Genomic DNA, 21,284 nt, shown 5'->3' with positions numbered 1-21,284 from the left:
GATCCTCAGCTGGAGAGGTCCAGGCGCAGCCGGCAGTAACGGGTCAGATGCCGCCATCGGCCGTGCTCAAACGCGGTGTCCGCCTCAACCTCGACGATCACCGTGGGGGTCACCCGGGTGATCGCAACCGGCTCGCGGCTGAAACGCCCCAGCTGACGGGTGCTGAGTTCAGCCGGCCACGGGTGGTCATCGGTGCCGACGAGGACCGCTGCAAGCTCGGCCGACTCCCTAGAGCTGAGCGGATGGGTCGCGCCGGCCACCCTCAGTGTGCCAGCGGCATCTCGGAGGCCGAGGATCAGCCGAACTGGTTGGTCGACGCGACCGATGACCGCGCCGACCGTGGCCTCGCGGGTGTTGCGGATCCGGAACTTCACCCACACCCGCTGACCAGGCAGGTAGCGCTGCCCGGCTCCCTTGGCGACCAGGCCCTCCACACCGACTTCGGCCGCGGCGTACTCCGTCAGCCAGCGCTGCGCCTCCGCCGGGTCCGCGGTCTGCGGCGTCAGCTGCATCGGCGGCTGCCACGATCCCGCCAACTGCTCGAGCACTGCCCTGCGATCGCGCAGCGGCTTGGTCCGCAGGTCGACGTCGCCTGCAGCCAAGACGTCGAAAGCCAGGAAGGAGGCAGGTGGGAGGTCCGCCCGCGGCCCGCGGCGGCCGCGGTATGCCAGCCGCGGGGCCAGTGCCCCGAAGTCGAGCCGGCCGTCCCGCCACACGACGAGTTCACCGTCGATCACCGTGCCCGGCTCCAGCTGCTCGAGGGCGGCTTGGACGATCTCGGGGAACCCTGCCGCTAGGTCGGCGCCCTTGCGTGACCACACCCGGCACCCGGCGCTCGTGCGCTCGAGGATGGCCCGGTAGCCATCCCACTTCGGTTCGTAGACAGTGCCGCCCAGCAGGCCGCCGACCGCTGGCAGCGTGGCTGCCGGCTTGGCCAGCATCGGCTCCCAGGTGGTCGGCACCCATTCAGCGTACGAAACCAACGCCACCCATCACTTCGAACATGTGTTCTACGCTATGGGCCATGGCGGGCGGCGGCTACGGGCGCGGGGTGGGCATCCCCTTGAAGGACCGCGTGCGCGTCGACCGAGGCGTCCACCAGGAGCCAGCGCCGACGGCGAGCGCAGCCGGGCCCGAGCACCCGGGGCGGCACTGCTGGGTCAGCGTTCCCGTCGACGCGTCACAACCACGCCCAGGCCTGCTCCTGGAGTGGCGGCGCGCCGGCCACCTGTGGGAAGGCCGAGTCGTCTACGTCGCGCAGTTGAGGCCCGGGCGCTGGGCCACGGTCGAGGAGTGGATCCCGGCCGAGCTGCTCACTACCGAGTGAGCGGCGCCGTGTCTGCCAACCCGCCGAAGAACGACGCATGGCGGCCGTACGGCGACGTGCGGTTCGTGCTGATCCGGAATCCGGGCCGGCTCAAGCCGTCCCGGGGGCTGGTCCTGGATTGGAAGCGTGAGGGCCGGCGATGGGAGGCCCTGGTGGTGTGGCATGACGACGCTGCACTTAAACCGGTCGTCAAGATGGACTGGTTGCGGACCGAGGACCTGATTCCGGTGCCGGTCGATCCGAACTGGACCGGCCCTGGCTGCTAGGGCTCAGCTGGCCCAGTTGAGCAGGTCGGGCGCAGCATCCAGCACGCGCTCGACACTTACGGTCCACATCCAGTCAACGCGGACGGCCGCCGCGGCCGGGGGCTCAGCGGTCAGGGTGATCATCGGTGTTCTCCTTGTTCGTTTGGCGTTCCTGGCGGCGACCTCGAGCACGCCTTCGTACTGTCAGCAGCGTAGGTGGGGTTTGGACGGAACCAGGGTTATCCACAGGCTGCTGCAGATCGCCTCAGCGACGGGGGGCGGCGACCGGGGCCACTGGGCCGGGGACGCCGCTCCGCATGGAGCTCACGGGGCCGGGAATGAACGACTCGTCGAGCTCCCCGGAGGCACCAACGCCGCAGGTGGCCGCAGCGTTGGCATGGGCGGTGACGTCGGTGATGACGTCCTGGGCGTTGGTCACCATGCTGGCCTGACCGAGCCGCACGAGCTGGTTGACGCCGGTAGACGCCGCGCTGCTGACGGGGCCGGGGACGCCCATGACGGGTCGGTGCAGGTTGGTGGTCCAGTGGGCGGTGTTGAGTGCGCCGCTGCGCAGTGCGGCCTCGACGACGACCGTTCCCTCAGATAAGCCGGCGACGACCCTGTTCCGGGCCAGGAAGCGGGTTCGGGTGGGTCCGGCTCCCGCGGGTGCCTCGGAGACGACAAGGCCGCGTTCGGCGATCGCCTCGAGCAGCTGGGCGTGTGCTGCCGGGTAGGGCCGGTCGACGCCGCCGGCCAGCACGGCAATGGTCGGGCCGCCGGCGATGAGAGCGCCGCGGTGCGCCGCCTGGTCGACGCCGTAGGCGAGGCCGCTGATGACGGTGTGGCCCATGGTGGCGAGGTCGCGGCTCAGCTCGGTTGCCTGGTCGGCGCCGTAGATGGTGGCGGCTCGCGATCCGACGACCGCGACGGAGTTGCCGGCGAGCTGACGCAGGTCGTGCGCTCCGCGGACCCACAGGCCGACGGGTTCGCCGCCGCGTTCGTGGAGGGCGCCGGCGTTGCGGAGTGCGCCGAGCTGGGTGGGCCATTCGGCGTCGCCGGGGACGATGAAGCGGATGCCGCGGGCGGCGGCCTGCTCAAGCACCTGGGCGGGGTCGACGCGGCCGAGCTCCTGGGCGAGCGCGAAGCCCCAGTGGGACTCGACGTCGCCCGCGGCCTCGAGGTAGCCGAGGACCTTGCCGGCGCCGAGCTCGCTGACCAGGCCGGTGACGCGGAGGTCTCCGGGCTCGATGGTCCTGCTGAGGGTGACGCGGGCGAGCCGGTCAACGTCGTCGACGTCGGTGCGGGTGGTGCTCATGCCTGGCCTCCCCACAGCAGGTCGAGGTCGGGTTCGTGGATGACGTCGAGGCGCTTATCGGGGGCATAGGCCGCGGGCTCGGGCACGACGAGGCGGCGCAGCTGGCGCTCGGTGGCGCTGGGCTGGGCGTCGTCGATCGGGTCGGTGTCGTCGTAGTTCATCGCGGTGTGCCCTTCTCAGCGGCCCGGGGCGGGGCGGTCGGCGGTTGGCTGGGTGCGCGGTAGGTCCCGCTGCTGTTCGGGAGGCTTGGGCACGAAGGACTCGTCGAGCTCGCCGGCGAGGTCGCGCATCTGGGTCTGGTATCGCTCCCACTCGCGGGGGTGGATGCCGTTCTGCAGGGCCGAGGCGACGATGGCGGCCATGGAGTACGGCCGGTCCGCGGGCACCTGGTCGAGGGCGCACCAGGCCTTGGCGCCGTCGCCGTGCAGCCAGCTGGCGAAGCCGAGCATGGAGGCCGGCGCTGCGCGGACCTCGTCGGGGGCGCGGCGGGTCAGGTCGTTCCAGAGGGCCATGTGGGAGGTGTGGTTCTCCCGGCTCATGTCCTCCCACAGCGCGTCGCGGGTGCTGATCGTTTCCAGGGCCACGAGTATCCGCGCACCGTCGATGTCGGAGAGCCGGATGCCGTCGGCGTGGAACTGCTCGAGCCGGTCCAGGGCCCAGTCCCGCTCCGCAGCGGGTGTGCTGGCCGCGGCCGCCGCTCGAGCCGCGGGGAGCAGCTGGGCGATGGGCTCGCGGTCGCCGACCATGGAGGCGGCCAGGGACTCGCGGCTGGCGGCTGGCTGGGCGGCGCCGGTGAGCACGGTCGCGGCCGCGATCCGCTCAGCGGTCGACGGGGTCTGCAGCCCGGTCTGGCCGGTGTTGAACTCGCGCCAGCGCTCGCCGTCGGACCACAGCCTGATGTGGGTGGTGATGCCGACATCCTGGAGACGGTTGGACAGGTGCTGGCTGGCCAGCTCGGCGCTGCGGCGGTCCTCGGTGATGCAGATGATGGCCAGGCGGGCACCGGGCCGGGCGTGGCGGCCGTACGGGCCGCTGAGTGCGTCCCAGACCTCCTCGCGATCGGCGGCGGTCCGGGGCAGGTCAACGCGGGTGATAGGCAGCCCGGGCCGGAAGGGCACCAGGACGATCGACTCCTCGGGCTTGAAGCCGAGGACGTGCGGCACCGCCGCGAGCAGCTCGTCCGGGGACTGAACGACGAGATCCATCGGGGCGAACCTCCTCAGCTGGCCTGGGCCGCGTGCGGGGCGCGGTCGATGCGCGCGGACACGTACTTGAGCGAGATGCCGACCTCGCCGAAGCGGTTGTCGACGACCACGACGTCCTTGGTGCGCTTCTCGCCGGTCTCCTTGTCCGGCCAGCTCTCGGTGCGCTCGAGGCCGTGGACGAAGATCGGGTCACCGGATCCGCAGCTGTCGTGTACGTGGGTGGCGGCCGAGCCGAAGATCTTGACGTTGTGGGCGGTGGGCTCGTCGCTGACCCACTCCCCCTGGTCGTTCTGGACCCGGCGGTTGACCAGGACGCGGCAGGTGACGAACGGCTTGTTGTTCTCCCGGGTGTGGTGCAGCTCCGGTGCCTCGGCCAGGTTGCCGGCGAAGGTGACGGTGGTGGACATGGCTTCCTCCTAGGTGACTGCGAGACGTTGATGGGTCCCGCAGTCACCTACGTGTCATCCAGGCCCGGCAGCGATCACATCGGCCGAAGTCGTTTCCACCGCTCGACGAGCCCGGCTGGCCGTGCAGCGGCCCAGGGCACGCAGAAGCGCCCCGACCGGCTCTCGGGTACCGGACCGGGGCGCTGGGAAGCACGCTAGGACCAGGTGCCGACCCAAAATGCCGGCGTCGTCCTCGCCGGCTACCGGGCAGGCCGGCGCCGCGGCGGTCGGTTGCTGAGCTTCTGCGGTGGCGGCGGCAGCTCGCGGCCCAAGCGCCGGCGGGCCTCCTCGGCCGCGACGATCACTGCCTCCTGGGCGAACACCGAACGGGCGAGCATCCGGCCGAGTTCCTGACGGTCGGCCACGAGCGCGTCTTCGACCGCCTCGATGGTCGAGGCGGGCAGGTCGTGCTTCCTGTTGAAGCTCTTGCGGGTCACGCTGACCAGGGCGGGATGCTCCTCGCCCGCGGCCGCGAGCTCGGCCCGCTGCTGCGGTGAGCGCCGGGCGTGGAGCTCGAGCGCGTGGGCGAGCCAGCCAACGAACGAGCCGGGTGAGTCGGCGTCGGTGTCCAGGTCTGCGAGGTAGGCCGATCGTGCGAGGTCCCACACGCCGGGTTTCCAGTAGATCCCGACCGGGATCGTGGTCTGGCTCGTCACCTGATCACTCCCCTGGTCTCCTCCGCCGGCGTCGAGCTGCAGCGGCTAACACCAACGCCGCTGCATTCCCGGTCGGGGCCCTGCGCAGCCGTTCCCACCCTCGCTCGATTCCTTCCGTTCCAGCCAGCTACGAGGTGCAGCTGCGCCGCGCCGCCGCAGCGGAGTCCGCGCCCGGTGAGGCCGGGTTTCCCCACCCTCGCCGAGTGCCCACCTTTCCACAGGTCCGCCCTGCGGCCCGGTAGGCGTCGGCCCCCGTTGGGAGACTTTGTCCTGTCAGTTCTTTCTATTCTACTCATGGAGGACAGCCGCATGACCGACACCATCCAGACCCCCGCCGCGACCGCCACCGACCAGGCCTCCGAGGCCGTCCAGGCTGAGGAGTTCCTGTACCTCGACCCCGCCGAGATCATCATCGGCACGAACGTCCGAACCGACCTGCGCGCCGACCACAAGGAGTTCCGAAAGTCGATCAAGGAGCGCGGTGTGCTGGAGGCCGTCACGGTCTACCGCAACGAGGACGGCCAGTACGTCCTGCTGCGTGGCCAGCGCCGGACCGTCACCGCCGCCGAGGTCGGCACCCCCACCGGCATGATCCCTGCCCGCGTCGTCCCCCAGCCCGCCGATGCCGACCGGATCGGTGACCAGATGGTCGAGAACATCCACCGCGCCGGGATGCGCGAGGCCGAGATCGTCGCAGGCGTCGAGCAGCTGGCCCTGCTCGGCGTGAGCGCCGCGCAGATCGCCAAGCGCACCAGCATCGACCGCCCGACCGTGAACGCCGCCCTGGTGGTCACCAAGGCCGACCAGAGCCGCAACCGGCTCGACTCCGGTGACCTGACGTTGGAGGAGGCCGCGATCTTCGCCGAGTTCGAGCACGACCCCGAGGCCGTCGAGCGCCTGGAGAACGCCAAGCGGTGGCGTCGCTCGCTCGCGCACGAAGCCCAGCGGCTGCGCGACGAGGCCGCCGAGCGCGAGGCCGACGCCGCCGAGGTCGAGCGGCTGCGCGCCGAGGGTCTGCCGGTGCTGAGCGCCGAGGAGGTCGCGGAGGCCGACGAGGTGCTGCGCATCGAGCGGCTGGTCACCGAAGAGGGCGAGTCGCTGCCCGAGGAGGAGTGGCCGAACGTGCCCGGTGCCCGCGTCCAGGTCGTCAAGGAGTGGGTCTACCCCGAGGACGAGTGCGACGACACCGCCGAGGACGAGGCCAGCGAGCAGGACGACGAGGAGGAGTGCGAGCCCGCCGAGCCCTACCAGCAGTACGTGCCGGTCTGGGTCGTCACCGACCTCGCCGCCTCCGGCCTGCGTCGTCGCGGCGGCGGGTCCAGCAGCACCGCCAGCGCGGACGAGGGCGGCGAGAGCGAAGAGGAGGCCGAGGCGCGCCGCGAGGAGCGCCGCCGCGTGATCGCCAACAACAAGGCCTGGGCGAGCGCGGAGACGGTGCGCCGCGAGTGGCTGGCCACGTTCGTGGCCCGCAAGACCGCCCCGAAGGGTGCCGAGGCCCTGATCTGCGAGGCCGTCGTGACCGGCCACCACTCGCTGAGCAAGGCCATGGACCACCGGCACCCGATGCTCTTCACGCTGCTCGGGATCGACGTCCCGACCGGCTACTACGGCGCGGGGTACGAGGAGTGCCACAAGATCGCGACCAAGGCGAGCACGCCGAAGGCCGCGACCATGACCACCCTCGCCGCGATCGTCGCCGCATGGGAGGCCACGACCGGCAAGCACTCATGGCGCAACCCGACCGCGTGGGACGCCCGCGTGCTCGGCGCGCTCGTGGAGTGGGGCTACCAGCCCAGCGAGGTCGAGCGGATCCTGCTCGGCGAGGAGCCGCAGCCGAGCACCGAGGACGACAGCGAGGACGACGCCGACGAGGCCAGCGACAGCGCCGCCTGATCGGCTCCCCTCCCCCATCTGAGGGCGGTTCCTCCTGTGGAGAACCGCCTCAGTGGAATAGAAACCATAGAATGAACTCAGTTCGTTTGATCCGCTACCCGGGAGGACCCCGACATGTCACACGAGATCGAGACCCACGGCACGCAGGCCGCAGCCGTCTTCGCCCGCAAGGACGCCTGGCACCGCCTGGGCACCACCGTCCGTGACCGCGCGTTCACCGCCGAGGAAGCCATGAGGCTCGGCCACCTGGGCGGCTGGGACGTCCGCAAGTTGCCGCTCACCACCGCCGAGGTCAGCGAGGGCGGCGTCACCCCGATCGAGGTCCCCGGCTTCGCCACGGTGCGCACCAACCCGTGCACCGGAGCGCCCGAGGCGCTCGGCGTCGTCGGCGGCGGCTACACCCCGCTGCAGAACGAGGACCACGCCGAGTTCCTGAACCTGCTGGCCGATGAGTCGGGCGCGATCTTCGACACCGCCGGGTCACTGCGCGGCGGACGGCAGGTGTTCATCACCATGCAGCTGCCGGACTCGCTCACGGTCGGCGGCACCGACCGCGTCGACCTCAACATCGCCGCGCTCAACAGCCACGACGGCTCCAGCGCGTTCCGCATCCTCGTCACCCCGGTCCGCGTCGTGTGCGCGAACACCCAGAGCGCGGCCCTGCGCAACCACGAGTCGTCGTTCTCGATCCGGCACACCCGCAACGCCAAGGCTGCCGTGCAGGCCGCCCGCGACGCGCTCGGGCTGACGTTCACCTACGTCGACGCGCTCCAGGTTGAGGCCGAGCGGCTGATCCAGCAGACCATGACCGACGCCGCGTTCGACGCCCTGATCGACGCCACGTTCGGCAAGGCCGAGGCGAACGCAACCAAGCGAGTCCGCGAGACCGAACGCCGCCGCCGCTCCCGGCTGCACTGGCTGTTCGCCGACGCCGAGACGCAGGCCGGCATCCGCGACACCGCGTGGGCCGGCTACCAGGCCGTGGCGGAGTACGTCGACCACTACGCCCCGGTCCGCACCAAGGGCGACGAGCACACCGCCCGCGCCACGCGGGTGCTCACGAGCGATGACCCCGACCGGATCAAGCGCCGAGCCTGGACCGCGCTCGCCCCGGCCTGACCGTCTCGCCAGTTCCTCCGGTGGCGGGCTGAGACCCCGAGTCCGGCCCGCCACCGGCCCAACCGAAGGAGGAGCCATGACCGACACGACCACCCACGCAAGCGCAGCACCGACGACGCCCGACAGCACGCCGGTGGAGTGGCACGCCGTGGACGCCGACGACCGCTGGCCGGGTCGCTGGACCGCGCACACCGCCAGCGTCCACGCGCACGGGCGCATCTACCTGATCCGGATCACGCCCGGTGACCACGCGACCTACCTCGCGCCGGGGTTCTACGCCGACATCGACGGCGGCTACGGGCAGCGCTGGGGGATGCGCACCGCCACGCTCGACGAGGCCAAGCGCCGCGCAGTCGAGGACGTCCTGCGATGAGCCAGCCGACCGCCGCCGACATCGAGGCCAGCGCCGCCAAGGACCGACACACCCTCAGCGAGACGGCCTGCGACCTGATCGTCATCGAGCACCGGCTGCGCGACGTACGCCGGTGGACCCCCGAGCCCCGCCCGCGCCCAACTGGACGCGGCCCTGTCCAGCGTCGCCACGGCGCTGGACGCCCTGCACGCCGAGCACACCCACCGCACCACCGAACAGGAGCAGTCATGACGAACCACGACGCAGCTTCAACCATGACGGTGATCAGCGAGCGTGACCAGCGCCGCATCCGAGCCGCCATGTCCGCGATGCCCTACGCCGCCACCGAGCGGGTGCCCAAGCCGTGGGTTGCCATGGGCGATGTCGTCGACGCCGACGCCGTCGTGGCCTTCATGGAGGGCCTAGCGGAAGTCCTAGGCGAGGTCGCGGCCGAGAGCGACAAGCACCGGCGCCGCCTGTTCTCCCTCGAGGCCGACGTGGAGGCGTTCCGCCGCCTCCTCGGCACCGCGCCCGCCGAGGCGACCCCGTGAGCGCGCACATCGAGTGGCTAGCCGCTCGGGAGACCAGCGTCCAGGTGTTCACCCCCGGCGAGGACTGGGTGGGTGCCGGTGAGCATCGTCAGCCGGTCCTCACCCTCGCCGGTGACGACGTGGTGGCGATCCAGGGCACGCCCGCCGAGTTGCGGGCGCTGGCCGCCCGGATCACCGCCGTGGCGACCGCCGCATCCGGGCGGCTCGACCTCGCCGCCCGGGAGGACCAACCCGCATGAGCGACGACCCCGCCCTGCGTGCTCTGGCGGCACGCGCCACCCCCGGCCCCTGGACACCGGACGGTGACAAGATCCGCGCCACCGCCGCCGACGCCCTGCTGCCCGACACCATCGTGGTGGCCTACTACACCGGGCACGACCACCGGCTCGGCCTCAAGACCACCGGCCATGCCGCCGATGTCGAGTTCATCGCCGCCGCCCGTGACGCGCTCCCCGACCGCCTCGACCGACTCGACCGCATCCGCGATCTTCACGCCAAGTGGGGCGAGCAGTCGCCGGTTGATGCTGACGGCTACGTCGACCTTTGGGAGACGCTCGGTCGACTCCTCGACGGCGAGCTCGCCTGACCGGCAGCCAGAAGGCCGCCCGAGGCGCTCTCCGCTGCGGGCGGCCTTCTGCGTCGGCACGCTCTCACCAGAGCGTCAGTTGCTCGCCCAGCAGTTCCTGGAGCCGCGCGAGGTCGTCGGCCACCAGCTGCGGGTCCTCACGCGCCAGGTCGCGCAGTTCCCGCGCACGCCGACGCGGTCCGCGCGGGTCGGCCAGCGGGCTGTAGGGCAGCCGTCGCTGCACCGACCACTCCCGGCGATTCTGCGCCGCGCTCGACACCACGACGTGGTCCGGCGAGATCCGCTGACACAGCGGGTTGTGACAGCGGTGCCCGAGCAGCCGCGCCTCCGCGAGCGCCTCCACGCCGTGCATCACCGCGAACGCGAATCGGTGCGCGATGATCACCCGCCCCGGCGCGTACCAGAACCGGCCATGGCCACCACCGTCCGTGCGCTCGCGCTCAGACCGACCGGACACCGCGCCGGTCCACCACAGGCACTCACTGCCCGGAACCGTGGCGACCTTCGCCCGGTACCGTACGAGCACCCCCGGATCGCTGATCGCGGCCGCGACCGCCGTGAGGCCGGCGCTATCCAGCCGACGAACCGGCACCCGCTCCCCCACTCCCAGCGGTCGCAAGCACCGCGCCGTCGCCGCCCTGGTCGCCGTCGTCGGCCTGGGGCTCGCTAGCGAGCCGCCGCAGCCGCGTCGCCTCGCGCACGGTGACGGTCTCGCCGCACCACTCGACGGCCTCGCCCAGCGACAGGCCCTCAGCCTCGGTCAACTCTCGCAGCGCCTCACCGGCGCGCTTCTCGGTCTCGGCCACCGCCGCGTCGCGCTCACCGATCGCGACCATGACCTGCTCGGCCAGGTCGATCACCCGGCGCTCTCGCTCTTCGCGCTCCTTGCGCCGCTTCTCGGCCATCTCCCGCGCCGTACGCCGCGCCTGCTGCTTGATCGTCTGCTGACTCATCCGGTCCTCACTCGTGTCGACATGGACTCTGACAGTCACCTACGACATTTCCCGGACCCCGAGCGATCACCGAACCCCAAAAACCTTCAAACCGCTCCCCCAGCCGATCCAGCGCAGCCCGTCCAGCCACCTGATCCGGACCCGACGCCCCAGCCGTCACCGACGCCCCTCAGCGTCCCCCCGGTTTTCCGCGAACTCCCAAGTGCCACACACCTCTTGCATTCTCGGTCTGCCGAATAGAAAGAACACAGCAAAGATCTGGCCGGAAGTGATCGCACAGGGCGCCCGCGCGCACGTAGGTGACCGTGACGATGAGCCTCCACAAGCTGACGGCGGGGTCGGGTTACGACTACCTGACCCGCCAGGTCGCAGCGATGGACGCCACCGACAAGGGCCACACCGGGCTGGCGAGCTACTACACCGAGAAGGGCGAGACTCCCGGCGCGTGGGTCGGCTCCGGCATGGAAGGACTCGAGGGGCTCGACGCCGGCGACATCGTCACCGCTGACCACATGCAGAGCCTGTTCGGCTCCGGACACCACCCGCTGGCCACCCAGCGGACCAAGGAGCTGGACCTGCGCATCGGCCGCGACGGCGTCGACCGGCCGACCGACGCGGACTACAAGACGGCCCGCCAGCTCGGCACGCCGTACAAGGTCTACGACAACGACATCAGCCCGTTCCGGATCGAGGTCGCCAAGCGCATCGCGGCCCTCAACGAGGCCGCCGGCCTGCCGGGTGACTGGCCGGTCCCCGCGGCCGACCGGGCCAAGGTCCGCACCGAGGTCGGCACCGAGTTCTTCCGTGCTGAGCACGGCCGCGAGCCCGCCGACGCACGCGAACTGGCCGCCGCGATCGCCAAGCACTCCCGACCGAAGACCAACGCGGTGGCCGGCTACGACCTTACCTTCTCGCCGGTCAAGAGCGTCTCGGTGCTGTGGGCGATCGCCGACCCGAAGACCGCCGCGGTGATCGAGCGCGCTCACCAGGCGGCGATCAAGGACGCGCTGGGCTTCATCGAGTCCAAGGCGCTGTTCACCCGCCGGGGCACCAACGGCGTCCGCCAGGTTGACGTCCGCGGCCTGGTCGCCACCGCGTTCACCCACCGCGACTCCCGCGCGGGAGACCCTGACTTGCATACGCACGTCGCCGTGGCGAACAAGGTCCAGACGCTCGACGGCATGTGGCTGGCCATCGATGGCCGGCCGCTGCACAAGGCGGTGGTCTCGGCCTCGGAGACCTACAACACCGCGCTCGAGCGGCACCTGGTCGACGCCCTCGGCCTGCGGTTCGAGGAGCGGCCGAACGAGGACGCCCGCAAGCGGCCGGTGCGCGAGATCGTCGGCGTCGACCCCGAGCTGAACCGCCGGTTCTCTAAGCGCCGCGCCAGCGTCGAGGACCGCCGCAAGGTCCTCGCGGCCGCGTTCCAGGCGACCCACGGCCGCCCGCCCACGCCGGTGGAGACCATCCAGCTGTCCCAGCAGGCGACGCTGGAGACCCGCGAGGCCAAGCACGAGCCGCGCTCGCTGGCCGGGCAGCGCGATGCCTGGCACCGCGAGGCGGTCGAGGTGCTGGGCACCCCGCAGCGGGTCAAGCAGATGGTCCACGGGGCCCTCAACCCGAAGGGCGCCGCCCGCTCGCTGGCCGACTCAGCCTGGTTCGCCAAGACCACCGACCGCATCGTGACGACGATGGAGGGCAGCCGGTCCACCTGGCAGTACTGGCACGTCTACGCCGAGGCCCAGCGTCAGGTCCGGGCCGCCAACGTGCCCACCAAACAGGTCTCCCAGGTCGTCGACCTGCTCGTCAGCGAGGTCCTCGACGACCACTCGGTGAGCATGGCCCGCCCCTGGCTCTCCATCAGCGAGCCGGCCGAGCTGCGCCGCGCCGACGGCTCCTCGGTCTACACCCAGGCCGGCGCCGACCTGTTCACCTCAAGCAAGGTGCTGGCCGCCGAGCAGCGCCTGGTCGACGCCGCCGGCCGCCACGACGGGTACGCCGTCGAGGCTGCGTCGGTCGACCTGGCACTGCTGGAGTCGACCGCCAACGGCATCACTCTCAACGCCGGACAGGCCACCCTGGTCCGGGAGATGGCCACCTCCGGCGCCCGGCTCCAGCTGGCGATCGCGCCCGCCGGATCCGGCAAGACCACCGCGATGCGAGCCCTGGCCAGCGCCTGGGCTGACGGCGGCGGCACCATCATCGGACTGGCCCCCTCCGCCGCGGCCGCGGACGCACTGCGCTCCCAGATCGACACCCAGACCGACACCCTGGCCAAGCTGACCCACTCCCTCGAGCAGGCCCGCGAGACCGGAGCCGCGATGCCGGACTGGGTCGCGGGCATCGACGCCTCCACCCTCGTGGTCATCGACGAGGCCGGGATGGCCGACACCCTCTCGCTGGACGCGGCGGTCTCCTACATCCTCGAGCGCGGCGGCAGCGTCCGCCTGATCGGCGACGACCAGCAGCTCTCCGCGATCGGCGCCGGCGGCGTGCTGCGCGACATCCGCGCCACCCACGGCGCGCTGCAACTGACCGAGCTCGTCCGGTTCAAGGACCCCGCCGAGGGCGCCGCCTCGCTCGCGCTGCGCGAGGGCAAGGCCGAGGCGCTGGGCTTCTACCTCGACCGCGACCGGGTCCACGTCGGCGACCTGGCCACCATGACCGAGGACGTCTTCGCCGCCTGGCAGGCCGACCGGGCCGCCGGGCTGGACTCGATCATGCTCGCCCCCACCCGCGACCTGGTCAGCGAGTTGAACCAGCAGGCCCGCGCCCACCGGCTCGAGGGAATCGACCCGGCCGACGTCGCCGCCAGTGGCCCGGTCCGCCGGCTCGCGGACGGCAACGAGGCCTCGATCGGCGAGCTGATCATCACCCGCGAGAACGACCGTCGCCTGCGTACCTCGGCCACCGACTGGGTGAAGAACGGCGACCGCTGGACCGTGCTGGAGATCCACGACGGCGGCGACCTGACCGTTCGGCACACCCAGCACGGCCGCACCGTGCGCCTGCCCGCCGACTACGTCGCCCGCTCCACCGAGCTCGGCTACGCGTGCACCGTGCACACCGCCCAGGGCGTCACCGCCGACACGATGCACGGCCTGGCCACCGGAGCCGAGTCGCGCCAGCAACTTTACACGATGATGACCCGTGGCGCGCACGCCAACCACGTCTACCTCGAGGTCGTGGGCGATGGGGATCCGCACTCGGTGATCCACCCGACGCTGGTCCGGCCGCTCACGCCGACCGACATTCTCGAGTCGATGCTGGCGCGCGACGACACGCATCGGTCCGCGACCAGCCTGATCCGCGAGCAGGCCGACCCGGCCACCCGGCTGGGCGAGGCCGCCCAGCGCTACCTCGACAGCCTCTACGTCGCCGCCGAGGATCTCCTACGCCACGAGCACGTCGGCCAGGACGCCAACGGTGCCCCGATCAACGTGGTCAACGCCCTGGACAACGCCGTCGAGACCCTCGTCCCCGGGCTCTCCGACGTGGCTGCCTGGCCGACCCTGCGGGCCCACCTTCTGCTGCTTGGCGCAGCCGGCGAGAACCCGGTCGACGCGCTCCGGGCCGCGGCCGGCGACCGTGAGCTGGAGAGCGCGCACGACCGGGCCGCGGTCCTCGACTGGCGCCTGGACGCCTCCGGCCTGCGCAACGCCGGCGCCGGGCCGCTGCCGTGGATGCCCGCGGTCCCGGCCCGCCTGGCCGAGGACCCGCACTGGGGTGCCTACCTCTCCCAGCGCGCGCACCTGGTCGAGCAGCTCGCCGAGCAGGTCCACACCCGGGCCGCCGAGCAGTCCTCGCTGCCGGTTTGGGCGCAGAACGGTCTGCGGCCCGAGGCCGCCACGGTGGCCGATGTCGAGGTCTGGCGGGCAGCCATGCAGGTCCCGGTCGACGACCGGCGACCGACCGGCGCTCCGCAGCTGCAGAAGGCCTCCGCGACCTGGCAGCGGCGCCTCAACCGGGCCGTCACCGGAGACCACACGCCGGCGCTCAAGGAATGGCGCCAGCTGCTCTACTCGCTCGCCCCGCAGGTCCGCGACGACGAGTTCACCCCGCTGCTCGCCGAGCGTCTGGCCGCGATGTCACGCGCCGGCGTCACCGCGCACGAGCTGCTGCGCACCGCCACTGCCCCCGACCACCCGGCCGGCCCGCTGCCCGATGAACACGCCGCGGCGGCCGTGTGGTGGCGCATGGCCCGTCAGCTCACGCCGGCCGTTGCCGCCCAGATCGGCGACGGTTCCCACGGCGAAGCGGTCACCACCGAGTGGACTCCGCGGCTCGCGGACCTGTTCGGTCCCGAGCGCGCCGCGAGCATCCAGGCCAGCACCTGGTGGCCCGCGCTCGTGGCGAACGTGGACCACGGCGTGCAGCGCGGCTGGCAGGTCGAGGCCCTGCTGGGTGCAGGGCGGGCGATGCCGAGCGACGGCTGGGAGGGCGTCGATGAGTGCCAGGCGCTGGTCTGGCGGACCTCGATCGCGTTGGAGACCGTCCCCGACGAGCACGCGCACGAGTACCACTTCGACGAGCCGCCCGCGGACCTGTGGGACGGAATCGAGCCTGACCCGGCGACGCTCGTCGACCACGCCACCGACCTCGACTGGGCCGACTGGCCGCTCGCCGAGGACCCCGGCCCGTACGACGAGCACCTGGTCGACGCGGTCGACGAGCATGTGGTCGACGTCGACGCTGGTGACCCGATCGACGTCGACGAGGACCAGTTCGTCGAGCCCGACCTCACCCTGGCCGCCTACATCCGCGACCTCGGCGGCAGCCGACTGGAGCCCACCGACGCCGACGTGCGGCTCATGTACCAGCGCGCCGATGAGTGGCACTCCTCCCCCGTCTCGCGTGAGCGCATGCTCGAGATCAACGACATGGCGCAGGCGTTCTTCGAGGACCGGTTCACCGACTCCTGGGGCCGCGACTACCTCACCGGACGGTTCGGTGTCGACCTCGCCGGCGACGAGCGGTTCCGCCCCGGGCAGGCGCCGGCCGGCTGGACCAACCTGGTCGACCACCTCCGCGGCCGCGGTGTCAGCGACACCGAGATGGTGGCCACCGGGGTCGCGACCGAGGCCAGCACCGGTCGCCTCATCGACCGATTCCGCGACCGGGTGATGTTCCCGGTGATCCACCAGGGCGAAGTGCTCGGCTTCGTCGGCCGCCGCCGGCCCGACTTCACCGACGCCGACAAGGGCGGCCCGAAGTACCTCAACACCGCCGACACCCCGCTGTTCCACAAGGGCGCGCAGCTGTTCGGTGTCGTCGATGAGCTGCTCGCCGAGGGCGCTGTCCCCGTGATCGTGGAGGGTCCGATAGACGCCGTGGCGGTCACGCTGGCCAGCGCCGGTCTCTACCTCGGCGTGGCGCCGCTCGGCACGTCGCTGACCGATGAGCAGGCCGCCCAGCTGGCTGCCGTCGGCCGCGACCCGATCGTGGCCACCGACGCCGACATGGCCGGCCAGGTCGCGGCGGAACGCGACTTCTGGATGCTCACCCCGCACGGCCTCGACCCCGGCTTCGCGCTGTTCCCCGACGGCCTCGACCCCGCCGACCTGCTGGCCCAGCGCGGGCCCGCAGCGCTCACCGCCGCGGTGGCCAGCGGCCAGCCGGCCTTCCGCTCGCTGGGTGACCAGCTGCTCACCGAGCGGCTGGACAACCTCACCCCGGAGCAGGCACGGGTGGCCACCATGCGGGTCATCTCGGCACGTCCCAGCCGCGCCTGGGAGCCGGGCGTCAACCAGGTCCGTGCCCGCCTGCAGCTCTCCCAGCTGCAGGCGCGACGCGACCTGCGCGACGCGGTCAAGACCTGGGATGCCGATCCGCGGAAGGCGGCGCTGGCCGAGTTGCACAAGAGCAGCGATGTTCGCGCACGGCTCGCGGCCGCGGCCGAGAAAACCCCCGCCGAGCGGTGGGCCCCGCTGGCTCGCGAGCTCGACCCGCGACTGCTCGAGCAGGGCGACTGGCCGGCCACCGCGGCGATGCTGCAGCAGGCACACGAGCAGGGTCACGACGTCCGCGCCGCCACGCGCGGCCTGGTCGCTGAGAAGCCGCTGGGTGACAGCCCGGCCCGGGACCTGCGCTACCGGATCGTGTCCCGCCTCGAGATCCCGATCGACACCGGCGAAGGCACCCCGGCGCCGACCCGGTCGCAGGGAGCGGCCCGCGACCGGCAGGACGTGAACCGTCCACGGCCGCCGCGCCGCGGAACTCCGCGCCGATGAAATCGGGCTGAGTCCCGAGCCGGTCGCTAGCCTTGGCGGCCCAGTCCCCGGCCGATCAAGGTGCCATGCCCGATACGAAGCAGCCCCCGCCTCGGCGTTGTCGCCGGCTTGTGGCAGCGCACCAGCGCGGGACCGACCTGGACCGAGCTGGGCGAGAGCTGGGCGAGAGTTGGGCTAGCCGCCAGCGCTGCTGGCCAGGATCATCCGCCTGATGGCGCGCGAGGGAGTGCTGACCTAACGCGGAGCCGCGGTCCCTGGCCGCGGCCGAGAGAAGCGTCGAAAGCTAGTCAGTCTGCTGGTCGACCAGGTGTCGACGCATCGCTGAGAGCCGGGCCTGGGGGTCCGGGTGGGTCGCGAACCAGCGGCGCTCGAGCTGCGCCCACGCTCGGCCGAGACCACCGGGGGGCAGGGGCTTCGCGACGTTCTCCTCGTAGAACCTCATCAGCTCGGCGGCCGCCCCGAGGTCGCGAATCAGGCCTACTGCGAACAGGTCGGCGGCGATCTCCTCGCGCCGGTCGAAGGCGACGCGGAGACCGAGGAACGCCACGGCGGCGCTCATCGTTGCGAGGAGCGCCGGCCCGGCCAGCTGGGGCGCGGCCAGGAGAGCCGTAACGGTGATCCCGGCGCCGGCCAGCATCAGCGCCAGATAGCCGACCAGCCAGCTGTAGCGAGCCCCGGTCGAGGAGCGCTCGCGTCGGATGACGTGGGCGAGCTCGTGAGCGGCCAGGCTTTGCAGCGCGACGCGGCTGAGGCCGGTGAGCGCGGCCTGTGCGAACACCACGGTGGCGGGGTGCCCGGCCCGGAAACGGGTCCCGGCCAGACCACCATCGCCCACGGGGCGGGCGTCGTCTCCGGCGGGCGCACCGAGGTAGGCGACGACGTCGGTCGCCGGGGGCGGGACGTTCGCCAGAGCGGCGACAGCCGCAATCGCGGCGGCGGCCTGGCTCTGCAGTACGTCGTCGACCGGTCCAGCGTGGCTCCGCGTGCGCCAGCTAGTCGACCAGGCCGAGAGCACCTTCGCGAGCGCCGCGCTCACCAAGAAGGCGCCGCCGAGGTAGGCGATCGCCACGATGAGGAGGAACGCTGAGGCCACGGGATCGGACGCGATCTATGCCAGGGAGTCGGCCGCGACGAAAGCGCTCAAAATCGCTCCCTGACAACCGGACGGGGCAAGAGCGCCCGCCAGGCGGGGTTCAGCGTCTCTCAGCGGCGTTGTGAGGCCCGTTGGAGCCCGTCGCGGCCACTTCATCGCGATGGAGTAGGCGTGAGCTCCACGTCTGGGGTCGACGACGTCGTCGCCGGGATTGCGCGGTCCTCGGCTGCTCGGCCGCGGGCGGCTGTCGCAGGCTCCTCGAGGTCCTCGGTCGCCTCGACCAGCTGACGCTGCTCCTCTGTGCTCGGTACGCCGTAGCGACGCTCGGCCATCGCCTCGACCTGCGCTACCGCGTTCCACACGTACTCGCCGGAGCCGTGGGAGTAGCAGGCGTTGACGTGTTCGCGCGCGTGGCCGAGCTCCTTCTTGCTTGAGCGCGGATGCTCGCCGAGAGCCTTGAGGGCGCGCTGGGCTCGGCGGATGGCCTCGGAGCGTTCGTTGATCTGCATCATTCGCGGGGTCCCTTCTCCGTTCGGGTGCGCGGCTGAGCGCCGCCCATCTCGTCGTCGTGGATCTCGCCCGTGTCGAGGTCGACGAGGCCGAGTCGCGGCGGACCAGCCGGCGGTTGTTCGTGTTCCCGCCGGTTGACAGGCAGAGCGTCGATGTCGTGGGCGAACGTGTTCTCGCGGCGCTGGCGGCTGGTGTCGGCCAGGTGCTCGTTGTGGCGCGGCTTGGCCGGCCAGCTCTTGTGCTCGTCGTCGCAGTGGGCCCGCAGCCGGTTGCGCATGCGGTCGGTGAACGCCGGCAGGGAGTAGCGGTGCCACTCCTCGAGCGCGTCGCTGGTCATCGCCAGGCCGGCCCGCCGGCGCTGGTCGGCCAGGACGGCGATCTCGTGGACCAGGTGCGGGTGCAGGGGCCAGCAGCTGGGGATGAGCCCGGAGACGTCCCAGGTGTACTCGCGGTTGAGCCAGATCACGACGTCCTCGAGCCACTCCCACAGGTCGTGACGCAGCTCGGGGTCCAGGCAGGTCGCCGGCTCCCAGGGCCGCGACAGCAGCGCGTGGTGGCCGAGGGCCTTCTTCTCCTCCTCGGTGCCGTTGATGGCGATGTGGAGCTCGCGGTAGGCGAGCCGGACGTGGTCCCCGGGGACGGGGAACGGGAAGACCATCAGCGTGGGTGCCGCCCGGCGGGTCTGTTGCTCGGTGGTCACAGTTCACTCCTTGCGTGGTCGGTCTCGTCGTCGACGAAGCCGAGACGGCGTGCCTCGACGAGCGCGGCGGTGGCTCGAGCTTCGGGGGTGATGACCATGCGCCGGTCGTTGGTGAGGCGCTCGCGCAGCGCCCGCTGGTCGGCCAGCAGTCGTTCGCCGGCCTTGCCTTCGACGCAGCGGTGCAGCTTGGCGATGATCGGCTTGCCGTTCTCGGCGATCACCAAGGCTTGGCGTTCGGGCAGTTGCCGGACTTCCTCGGGCCGCATGATCGGGATGTCGTCGCCGGAGAAGTTGCGCCCACCGCCACTGGCTCCGCCGGTGGAGTGGGTGACCCGCCCGATGCGGACGGTTCCGAGGAGGTCGGAGATCTCCTGGTTGAAGGCGACGTCCTTGGAGCCGCCGAACATCACCAGGGCGTTGGTGAGGCCGAGCAGTGCTCGGGCCTCGTGCTCGCCGAAGATGCTGGTCAACTGGGGGCGGGTCTGGGCAGCCCAGATGAACGACAGCCCCTGGGCGCGTTCGTTGGCCATCCGGGTGCGCAGCGTGGGCAGCGGTGCGGTCGAGGGCAGCTCGTCGAGCACCGAGACCAAGGGTGGGCACAGCCGGCCGCCCCACGGGGAACTGTTGGCCAGCAGCAGCCCGGTGTCCAAGACGTGCTCGGCCACGGCGGTCATCAGCGGGCTGGCCGAGGCGTAGGGGTCCTCCCTGCCGAGCAGGTAGATGGTGCCGCGTCGCCGGATGACGCCGGCCAGGTCGGTGGCGGGACGTCCGTGGCTGGGTATGCAGCGGCGGCGGATGTCGGCTTGGAAGAACAGAGACACCGCCTGCTGCACCGTGGTGACGGTGTTGCCGGCGGTGCGGTCGTCGCCGTTGAGCGCACCGTGCAGGAGACCGTGCCAGAACGGCTCGGCGTGCGGGTGCCGACGCAGGATCTCCATCGGCTGCGTAGCGGCGGTTGGGTTGGCCACCCACTGCAGGACGTCCTCGAGGGTCTTTCCGGTCAGGGCCGCGGCGTGGAAGTAACCCTGCAGCACCTTCGCCGACTCCGCGGCGTAGAACCGCGCAGCATCGTCGCCGGTGCCGCCGGTGATAGCGCCCTTGACGGTGCCGGCGGTGAACGCCTTGGCGCGCCGCTCGGCCACCTTGGGGTCCACGCAACCGGCGATCGGATCCCAGATCAGCTCGTCGATGACGCCCTCGGCCAGGCCGAAGGGGTCGAGCACCACGCACGGCCGGTCGTCCCGAGAGCGTTCGGTGAGGCTGAGCAGGAGGTCCTCGACCTTCGTCAAGGTCACCAGGGCGGCACCCGGAGCGCCGAGCAGCGCAGGGGTGAGCAGGTCGAGGGTCTTGCCGGATCCCTGCGGTCCGATCACGCCGGCGGTGCGGTCCCACGGCACCCACAGCTCGCCGCCTCGCGGCTCATGCGCGTCACCGATGTGCCAGCCCACGTCCCAGGGGTCGAACCTCAGCTTCATCGCTCTTCCTTCGTTCGGCGGCCGTCCAGGAGCCACGGGCTGAGGCCGTGGCTCAGCTGCGGGCCGGGTTGTTCGGTGAGGTCGCCGGCGGCGCGCTGGACCGGTGCCGGCGTGGCCGCGACGTGCTTGCCGTAGAGGTCCGGGCGGACGATGCCGGCGACCTTGCGGAGCCGGGTGACGCCCAGCAGCTTCTCGGCCTCGGCTGTGGTCGCCATGCCGCGCATGCGGCCCGGGCCCCAGCGCTGGTAGGCCCACGCGCCGAGCCAGATGGTCGCGGTCAGCAGCGCGACTTCGGTCAGGGCGAGGCTGACCCAGACCAGGCCGCGGCCGGCCAGATCGTCGGGGGTCGGGCTGGGCAGCCCGGCGTCGGCGTGGCCGCCGAGCACGCCGGGAAGGCTGGTCCAGAAGGCGGTGCCGATGGGTGAGGGGAACGCGCCGGCGTTGGCGTCGGGCCAGGTCCATCCGGCGCCGGCGAGCAGGTTGGCGACTGATCGGCCGAGCTGGATGCCGATGACGATGACGAACAGGGTCGCCAGGACCACGGCTACCGGGATCTCCCAGGTCCACGGGTAGGGGTCTCGTCGTCGCTCACGCTGCATCGGTCTGGCCACCTCCAGGCGGTCGTGGG

At 71.8% G+C, this 21,284-nt stretch carries 21 protein-coding genes; 8 read left to right on the top strand and 13 right to left on the bottom strand.

The window, feature by feature from the left end; all coding sequences use genetic code 11:
• Nucleotides 1-5 precede the first annotated feature (5 nt).
• A complete protein-coding gene (locus G6553_RS03305; RefSeq protein WP_166189159.1) occupies nucleotides 6-962 on the bottom strand; it encodes an ATP-dependent DNA ligase in 957 nt (318 codons plus the stop codon).
• Between the two features lie 373 nt (nucleotides 963-1,335).
• Between G6553_RS03305 and G6553_RS03300 the strand changes: the two genes are divergently transcribed.
• Nucleotides 1,336-1,593, top strand: a complete 258-nt coding sequence (locus tag G6553_RS03300; protein WP_166189157.1) for a hypothetical protein — start codon at nucleotides 1,336-1,338, stop codon at nucleotides 1,591-1,593.
• Between the two features lie 244 nt (nucleotides 1,594-1,837).
• On the opposite strand, the gene dprA is transcribed toward G6553_RS03300, so the two are convergent.
• From dprA to G6553_RS03275, 5 genes are all read right to left on the bottom strand, one after another.
• On the bottom strand, nucleotides 1,838-2,887 hold the full coding sequence (gene dprA, locus G6553_RS03295; protein WP_166189155.1) for a DNA-processing protein DprA: 1,050 nt from the start codon (nucleotides 2,885-2,887) through the stop codon (nucleotides 1,838-1,840).
• Nucleotides 2,884-3,048: a hypothetical protein gene (locus tag G6553_RS03290; protein WP_166189153.1), complete on the bottom strand. Its 165-nt coding sequence runs from the start codon at nucleotides 3,046-3,048 to the stop codon at nucleotides 2,884-2,886. Before G6553_RS03290 ends, dprA begins: the two co-directional genes overlap by 4 nt.
• A 15-nt stretch (nucleotides 3,049-3,063) precedes the next feature.
• Complete coding sequence (locus tag G6553_RS03285) at nucleotides 3,064-4,092, bottom strand: DUF4192 domain-containing protein (protein WP_166189152.1); 1,029 nt, start codon at nucleotides 4,090-4,092, stop codon at nucleotides 3,064-3,066.
• A 14-nt stretch (nucleotides 4,093-4,106) separates the two neighbouring features.
• Entirely contained in the window at nucleotides 4,107-4,499 is a 393-nt protein-coding gene (locus G6553_RS03280; RefSeq protein WP_068113961.1) for a single-stranded DNA-binding protein, read from the bottom strand.
• Between the two features lie 239 nt (nucleotides 4,500-4,738).
• Entirely contained in the window at nucleotides 4,739-5,194 is a 456-nt protein-coding gene (locus G6553_RS03275) for a hypothetical protein (protein WP_166189150.1), read from the bottom strand.
• A gap of 309 nt (nucleotides 5,195-5,503) precedes the next feature.
• Between G6553_RS03275 and G6553_RS03270 the strand changes: the two genes are divergently transcribed.
• The 6 genes from G6553_RS03270 (at nucleotide 5,504) to G6553_RS03245 (ending at nucleotide 9,695) form a co-directional block, all read left to right on the top strand.
• The gene (locus G6553_RS03270) at nucleotides 5,504-7,087 is read left to right on the top strand and encodes a ParB N-terminal domain-containing protein (protein ID WP_166189148.1); all 1,584 of its coding nucleotides are present in this window, start codon (nucleotides 5,504-5,506) and stop codon (nucleotides 7,085-7,087) included.
• A gap of 114 nt (nucleotides 7,088-7,201) precedes the next feature.
• A complete protein-coding gene (locus G6553_RS03265; RefSeq protein ID WP_166189147.1) occupies nucleotides 7,202-8,206 on the top strand; it encodes a DUF932 domain-containing protein in 1,005 nt (334 codons plus the stop codon).
• Between the two features lie 76 nt (nucleotides 8,207-8,282).
• The gene (locus G6553_RS03260) at nucleotides 8,283-8,579 is read left to right on the top strand and encodes a hypothetical protein (RefSeq protein ID WP_166189145.1); all 297 of its coding nucleotides are present in this window, start codon (nucleotides 8,283-8,285) and stop codon (nucleotides 8,577-8,579) included.
• Nucleotides 8,580-8,806: 227 nt separating this feature from the next.
• Nucleotides 8,807-9,109, top strand: coding sequence for a hypothetical protein (locus tag G6553_RS03255; RefSeq protein ID WP_166189143.1), 303 nt, complete (start codon nucleotides 8,807-8,809; stop codon nucleotides 9,107-9,109).
• Nucleotides 9,106-9,348, top strand: a complete 243-nt coding sequence (locus tag G6553_RS03250) for a hypothetical protein (protein ID WP_010832688.1) — start codon at nucleotides 9,106-9,108, stop codon at nucleotides 9,346-9,348. The genes G6553_RS03255 and G6553_RS03250 overlap by 4 nt, the downstream gene beginning before the upstream one ends.
• Entirely contained in the window at nucleotides 9,345-9,695 is a 351-nt protein-coding gene (locus G6553_RS03245) for a hypothetical protein (RefSeq protein WP_166189141.1), read from the top strand. Before G6553_RS03250 ends, G6553_RS03245 begins: the two co-directional genes overlap by 4 nt.
• 64 nt (nucleotides 9,696-9,759) lie before the next feature.
• On the opposite strand, the gene G6553_RS03240 is transcribed toward G6553_RS03245, so the two are convergent.
• Nucleotides 9,760-10,287 (bottom strand): hypothetical protein, encoded by a 528-nt coding sequence (locus G6553_RS03240; protein WP_166189139.1) that lies wholly within the window; start codon nucleotides 10,285-10,287, stop codon nucleotides 9,760-9,762.
• The gene (locus G6553_RS03235) at nucleotides 10,265-10,648 is read right to left on the bottom strand and encodes a hypothetical protein (protein WP_207619304.1); all 384 of its coding nucleotides are present in this window, start codon (nucleotides 10,646-10,648) and stop codon (nucleotides 10,265-10,267) included. Before G6553_RS03235 ends, G6553_RS03240 begins: the two co-directional genes overlap by 23 nt.
• Nucleotides 10,649-10,959: 311 nt before the next feature.
• On the opposite strand from G6553_RS03235, the gene mobF reads away from it, so the two are divergent.
• Nucleotides 10,960-16,878, top strand: a complete 5,919-nt coding sequence (mobF, locus tag G6553_RS03230; RefSeq protein WP_166189136.1) for a MobF family relaxase — start codon at nucleotides 10,960-10,962, stop codon at nucleotides 16,876-16,878.
• A gap of 283 nt (nucleotides 16,879-17,161) precedes the next feature.
• Here the strand turns inward: mobF and G6553_RS03225 are convergent, their stop codons facing one another.
• The 5 genes from G6553_RS03225 to G6553_RS03205 all read right to left on the bottom strand — a co-directional run bounded on the left by G6553_RS03225 (nucleotide 17,162) and on the right by G6553_RS03205 (nucleotide 21,255).
• Nucleotides 17,162-17,971 (bottom strand): M48 family metalloprotease, encoded by an 810-nt coding sequence (locus G6553_RS03225; RefSeq protein WP_166189134.1) that lies wholly within the window; start codon nucleotides 17,969-17,971, stop codon nucleotides 17,162-17,164.
• Between the two features lie 152 nt (nucleotides 17,972-18,123).
• Nucleotides 18,124-18,483, bottom strand: coding sequence for a hypothetical protein (locus G6553_RS03220; RefSeq protein ID WP_166189132.1), 360 nt, complete (start codon nucleotides 18,481-18,483; stop codon nucleotides 18,124-18,126).
• Nucleotides 18,480-19,181 (bottom strand): hypothetical protein, encoded by a 702-nt coding sequence (locus G6553_RS03215; protein ID WP_166189130.1) that lies wholly within the window; start codon nucleotides 19,179-19,181, stop codon nucleotides 18,480-18,482. Before G6553_RS03215 ends, G6553_RS03220 begins: the two co-directional genes overlap by 4 nt.
• Nucleotides 19,178-20,656: a TraM recognition domain-containing protein gene (locus tag G6553_RS03210; RefSeq protein WP_166189128.1), complete on the bottom strand. Its 1,479-nt coding sequence runs from the start codon at nucleotides 20,654-20,656 to the stop codon at nucleotides 19,178-19,180. The genes G6553_RS03215 and G6553_RS03210 overlap by 4 nt, the downstream gene beginning before the upstream one ends.
• Nucleotides 20,653-21,255 carry a hypothetical protein gene (locus G6553_RS03205; RefSeq protein ID WP_166189127.1) on the bottom strand — a complete coding sequence of 201 codons (603 nt, stop codon included), beginning with the start codon at nucleotides 21,253-21,255 and terminating at the stop codon, nucleotides 20,653-20,655. Before G6553_RS03205 ends, G6553_RS03210 begins: the two co-directional genes overlap by 4 nt.
• Nucleotides 21,256-21,284 lie beyond the last annotated feature (29 nt).

Source organism: Nocardioides sp. IC4_145 (assembly GCF_011250565.1).
Taxonomy (GTDB): domain Bacteria; phylum Actinomycetota; class Actinomycetes; order Propionibacteriales; family Nocardioidaceae; genus Nocardioides.
The sequence above is the reverse complement of the archived record's forward strand: the minus strand, read 5'-3'. Positions and strand labels throughout refer to the sequence as shown.

Excerpts from the sequence above, each read along its gene's own strand:
- dprA (WP_166189155.1), bottom strand. The coding sequence starts at position 2,887 with ATGAGCACCACCCGCACCGACGTCGACGACGTTGACCGGCTCGCCCGC.
- G6553_RS03290 (WP_166189153.1), bottom strand. The coding sequence starts at position 3,048 with ATGAACTACGACGACACCGACCCGATCGACGACGCCCAGCCCAGCGCC.
- G6553_RS03285 (WP_166189152.1), bottom strand. The coding sequence starts at position 4,092 with ATGGATCTCGTCGTTCAGTCCCCGGACGAGCTGCTCGCGGCGGTGCCG.
- G6553_RS03280 (WP_068113961.1), bottom strand. The coding sequence starts at position 4,499 with ATGTCCACCACCGTCACCTTCGCCGGCAACCTGGCCGAGGCACCGGAG.
- G6553_RS03270 (WP_166189148.1), top strand. The coding sequence starts at position 5,504 with ATGACCGACACCATCCAGACCCCCGCCGCGACCGCCACCGACCAGGCC.
- G6553_RS03265 (WP_166189147.1), top strand. The coding sequence starts at position 7,202 with ATGTCACACGAGATCGAGACCCACGGCACGCAGGCCGCAGCCGTCTTC.
- G6553_RS03260 (WP_166189145.1), top strand. The coding sequence starts at position 8,283 with ATGACCGACACGACCACCCACGCAAGCGCAGCACCGACGACGCCCGAC.
- G6553_RS03255 (WP_166189143.1), top strand. The coding sequence starts at position 8,807 with ATGACGAACCACGACGCAGCTTCAACCATGACGGTGATCAGCGAGCGT.
- G6553_RS03245 (WP_166189141.1), top strand. The coding sequence starts at position 9,345 with ATGAGCGACGACCCCGCCCTGCGTGCTCTGGCGGCACGCGCCACCCCC.
- G6553_RS03235 (WP_207619304.1), bottom strand. The coding sequence starts at position 10,648 with ATGAGTCAGCAGACGATCAAGCAGCAGGCGCGGCGTACGGCGCGGGAG.
- mobF (WP_166189136.1), top strand. The coding sequence starts at position 10,960 with ATGAGCCTCCACAAGCTGACGGCGGGGTCGGGTTACGACTACCTGACC.
- G6553_RS03220 (WP_166189132.1), bottom strand. The coding sequence starts at position 18,483 with ATGATGCAGATCAACGAACGCTCCGAGGCCATCCGCCGAGCCCAGCGC.
- G6553_RS03210 (WP_166189128.1), bottom strand. The coding sequence starts at position 20,656 with ATGAAGCTGAGGTTCGACCCCTGGGACGTGGGCTGGCACATCGGTGAC.
- G6553_RS03205 (WP_166189127.1), bottom strand. The coding sequence starts at position 21,255 with ATGCAGCGTGAGCGACGACGAGACCCCTACCCGTGGACCTGGGAGATC.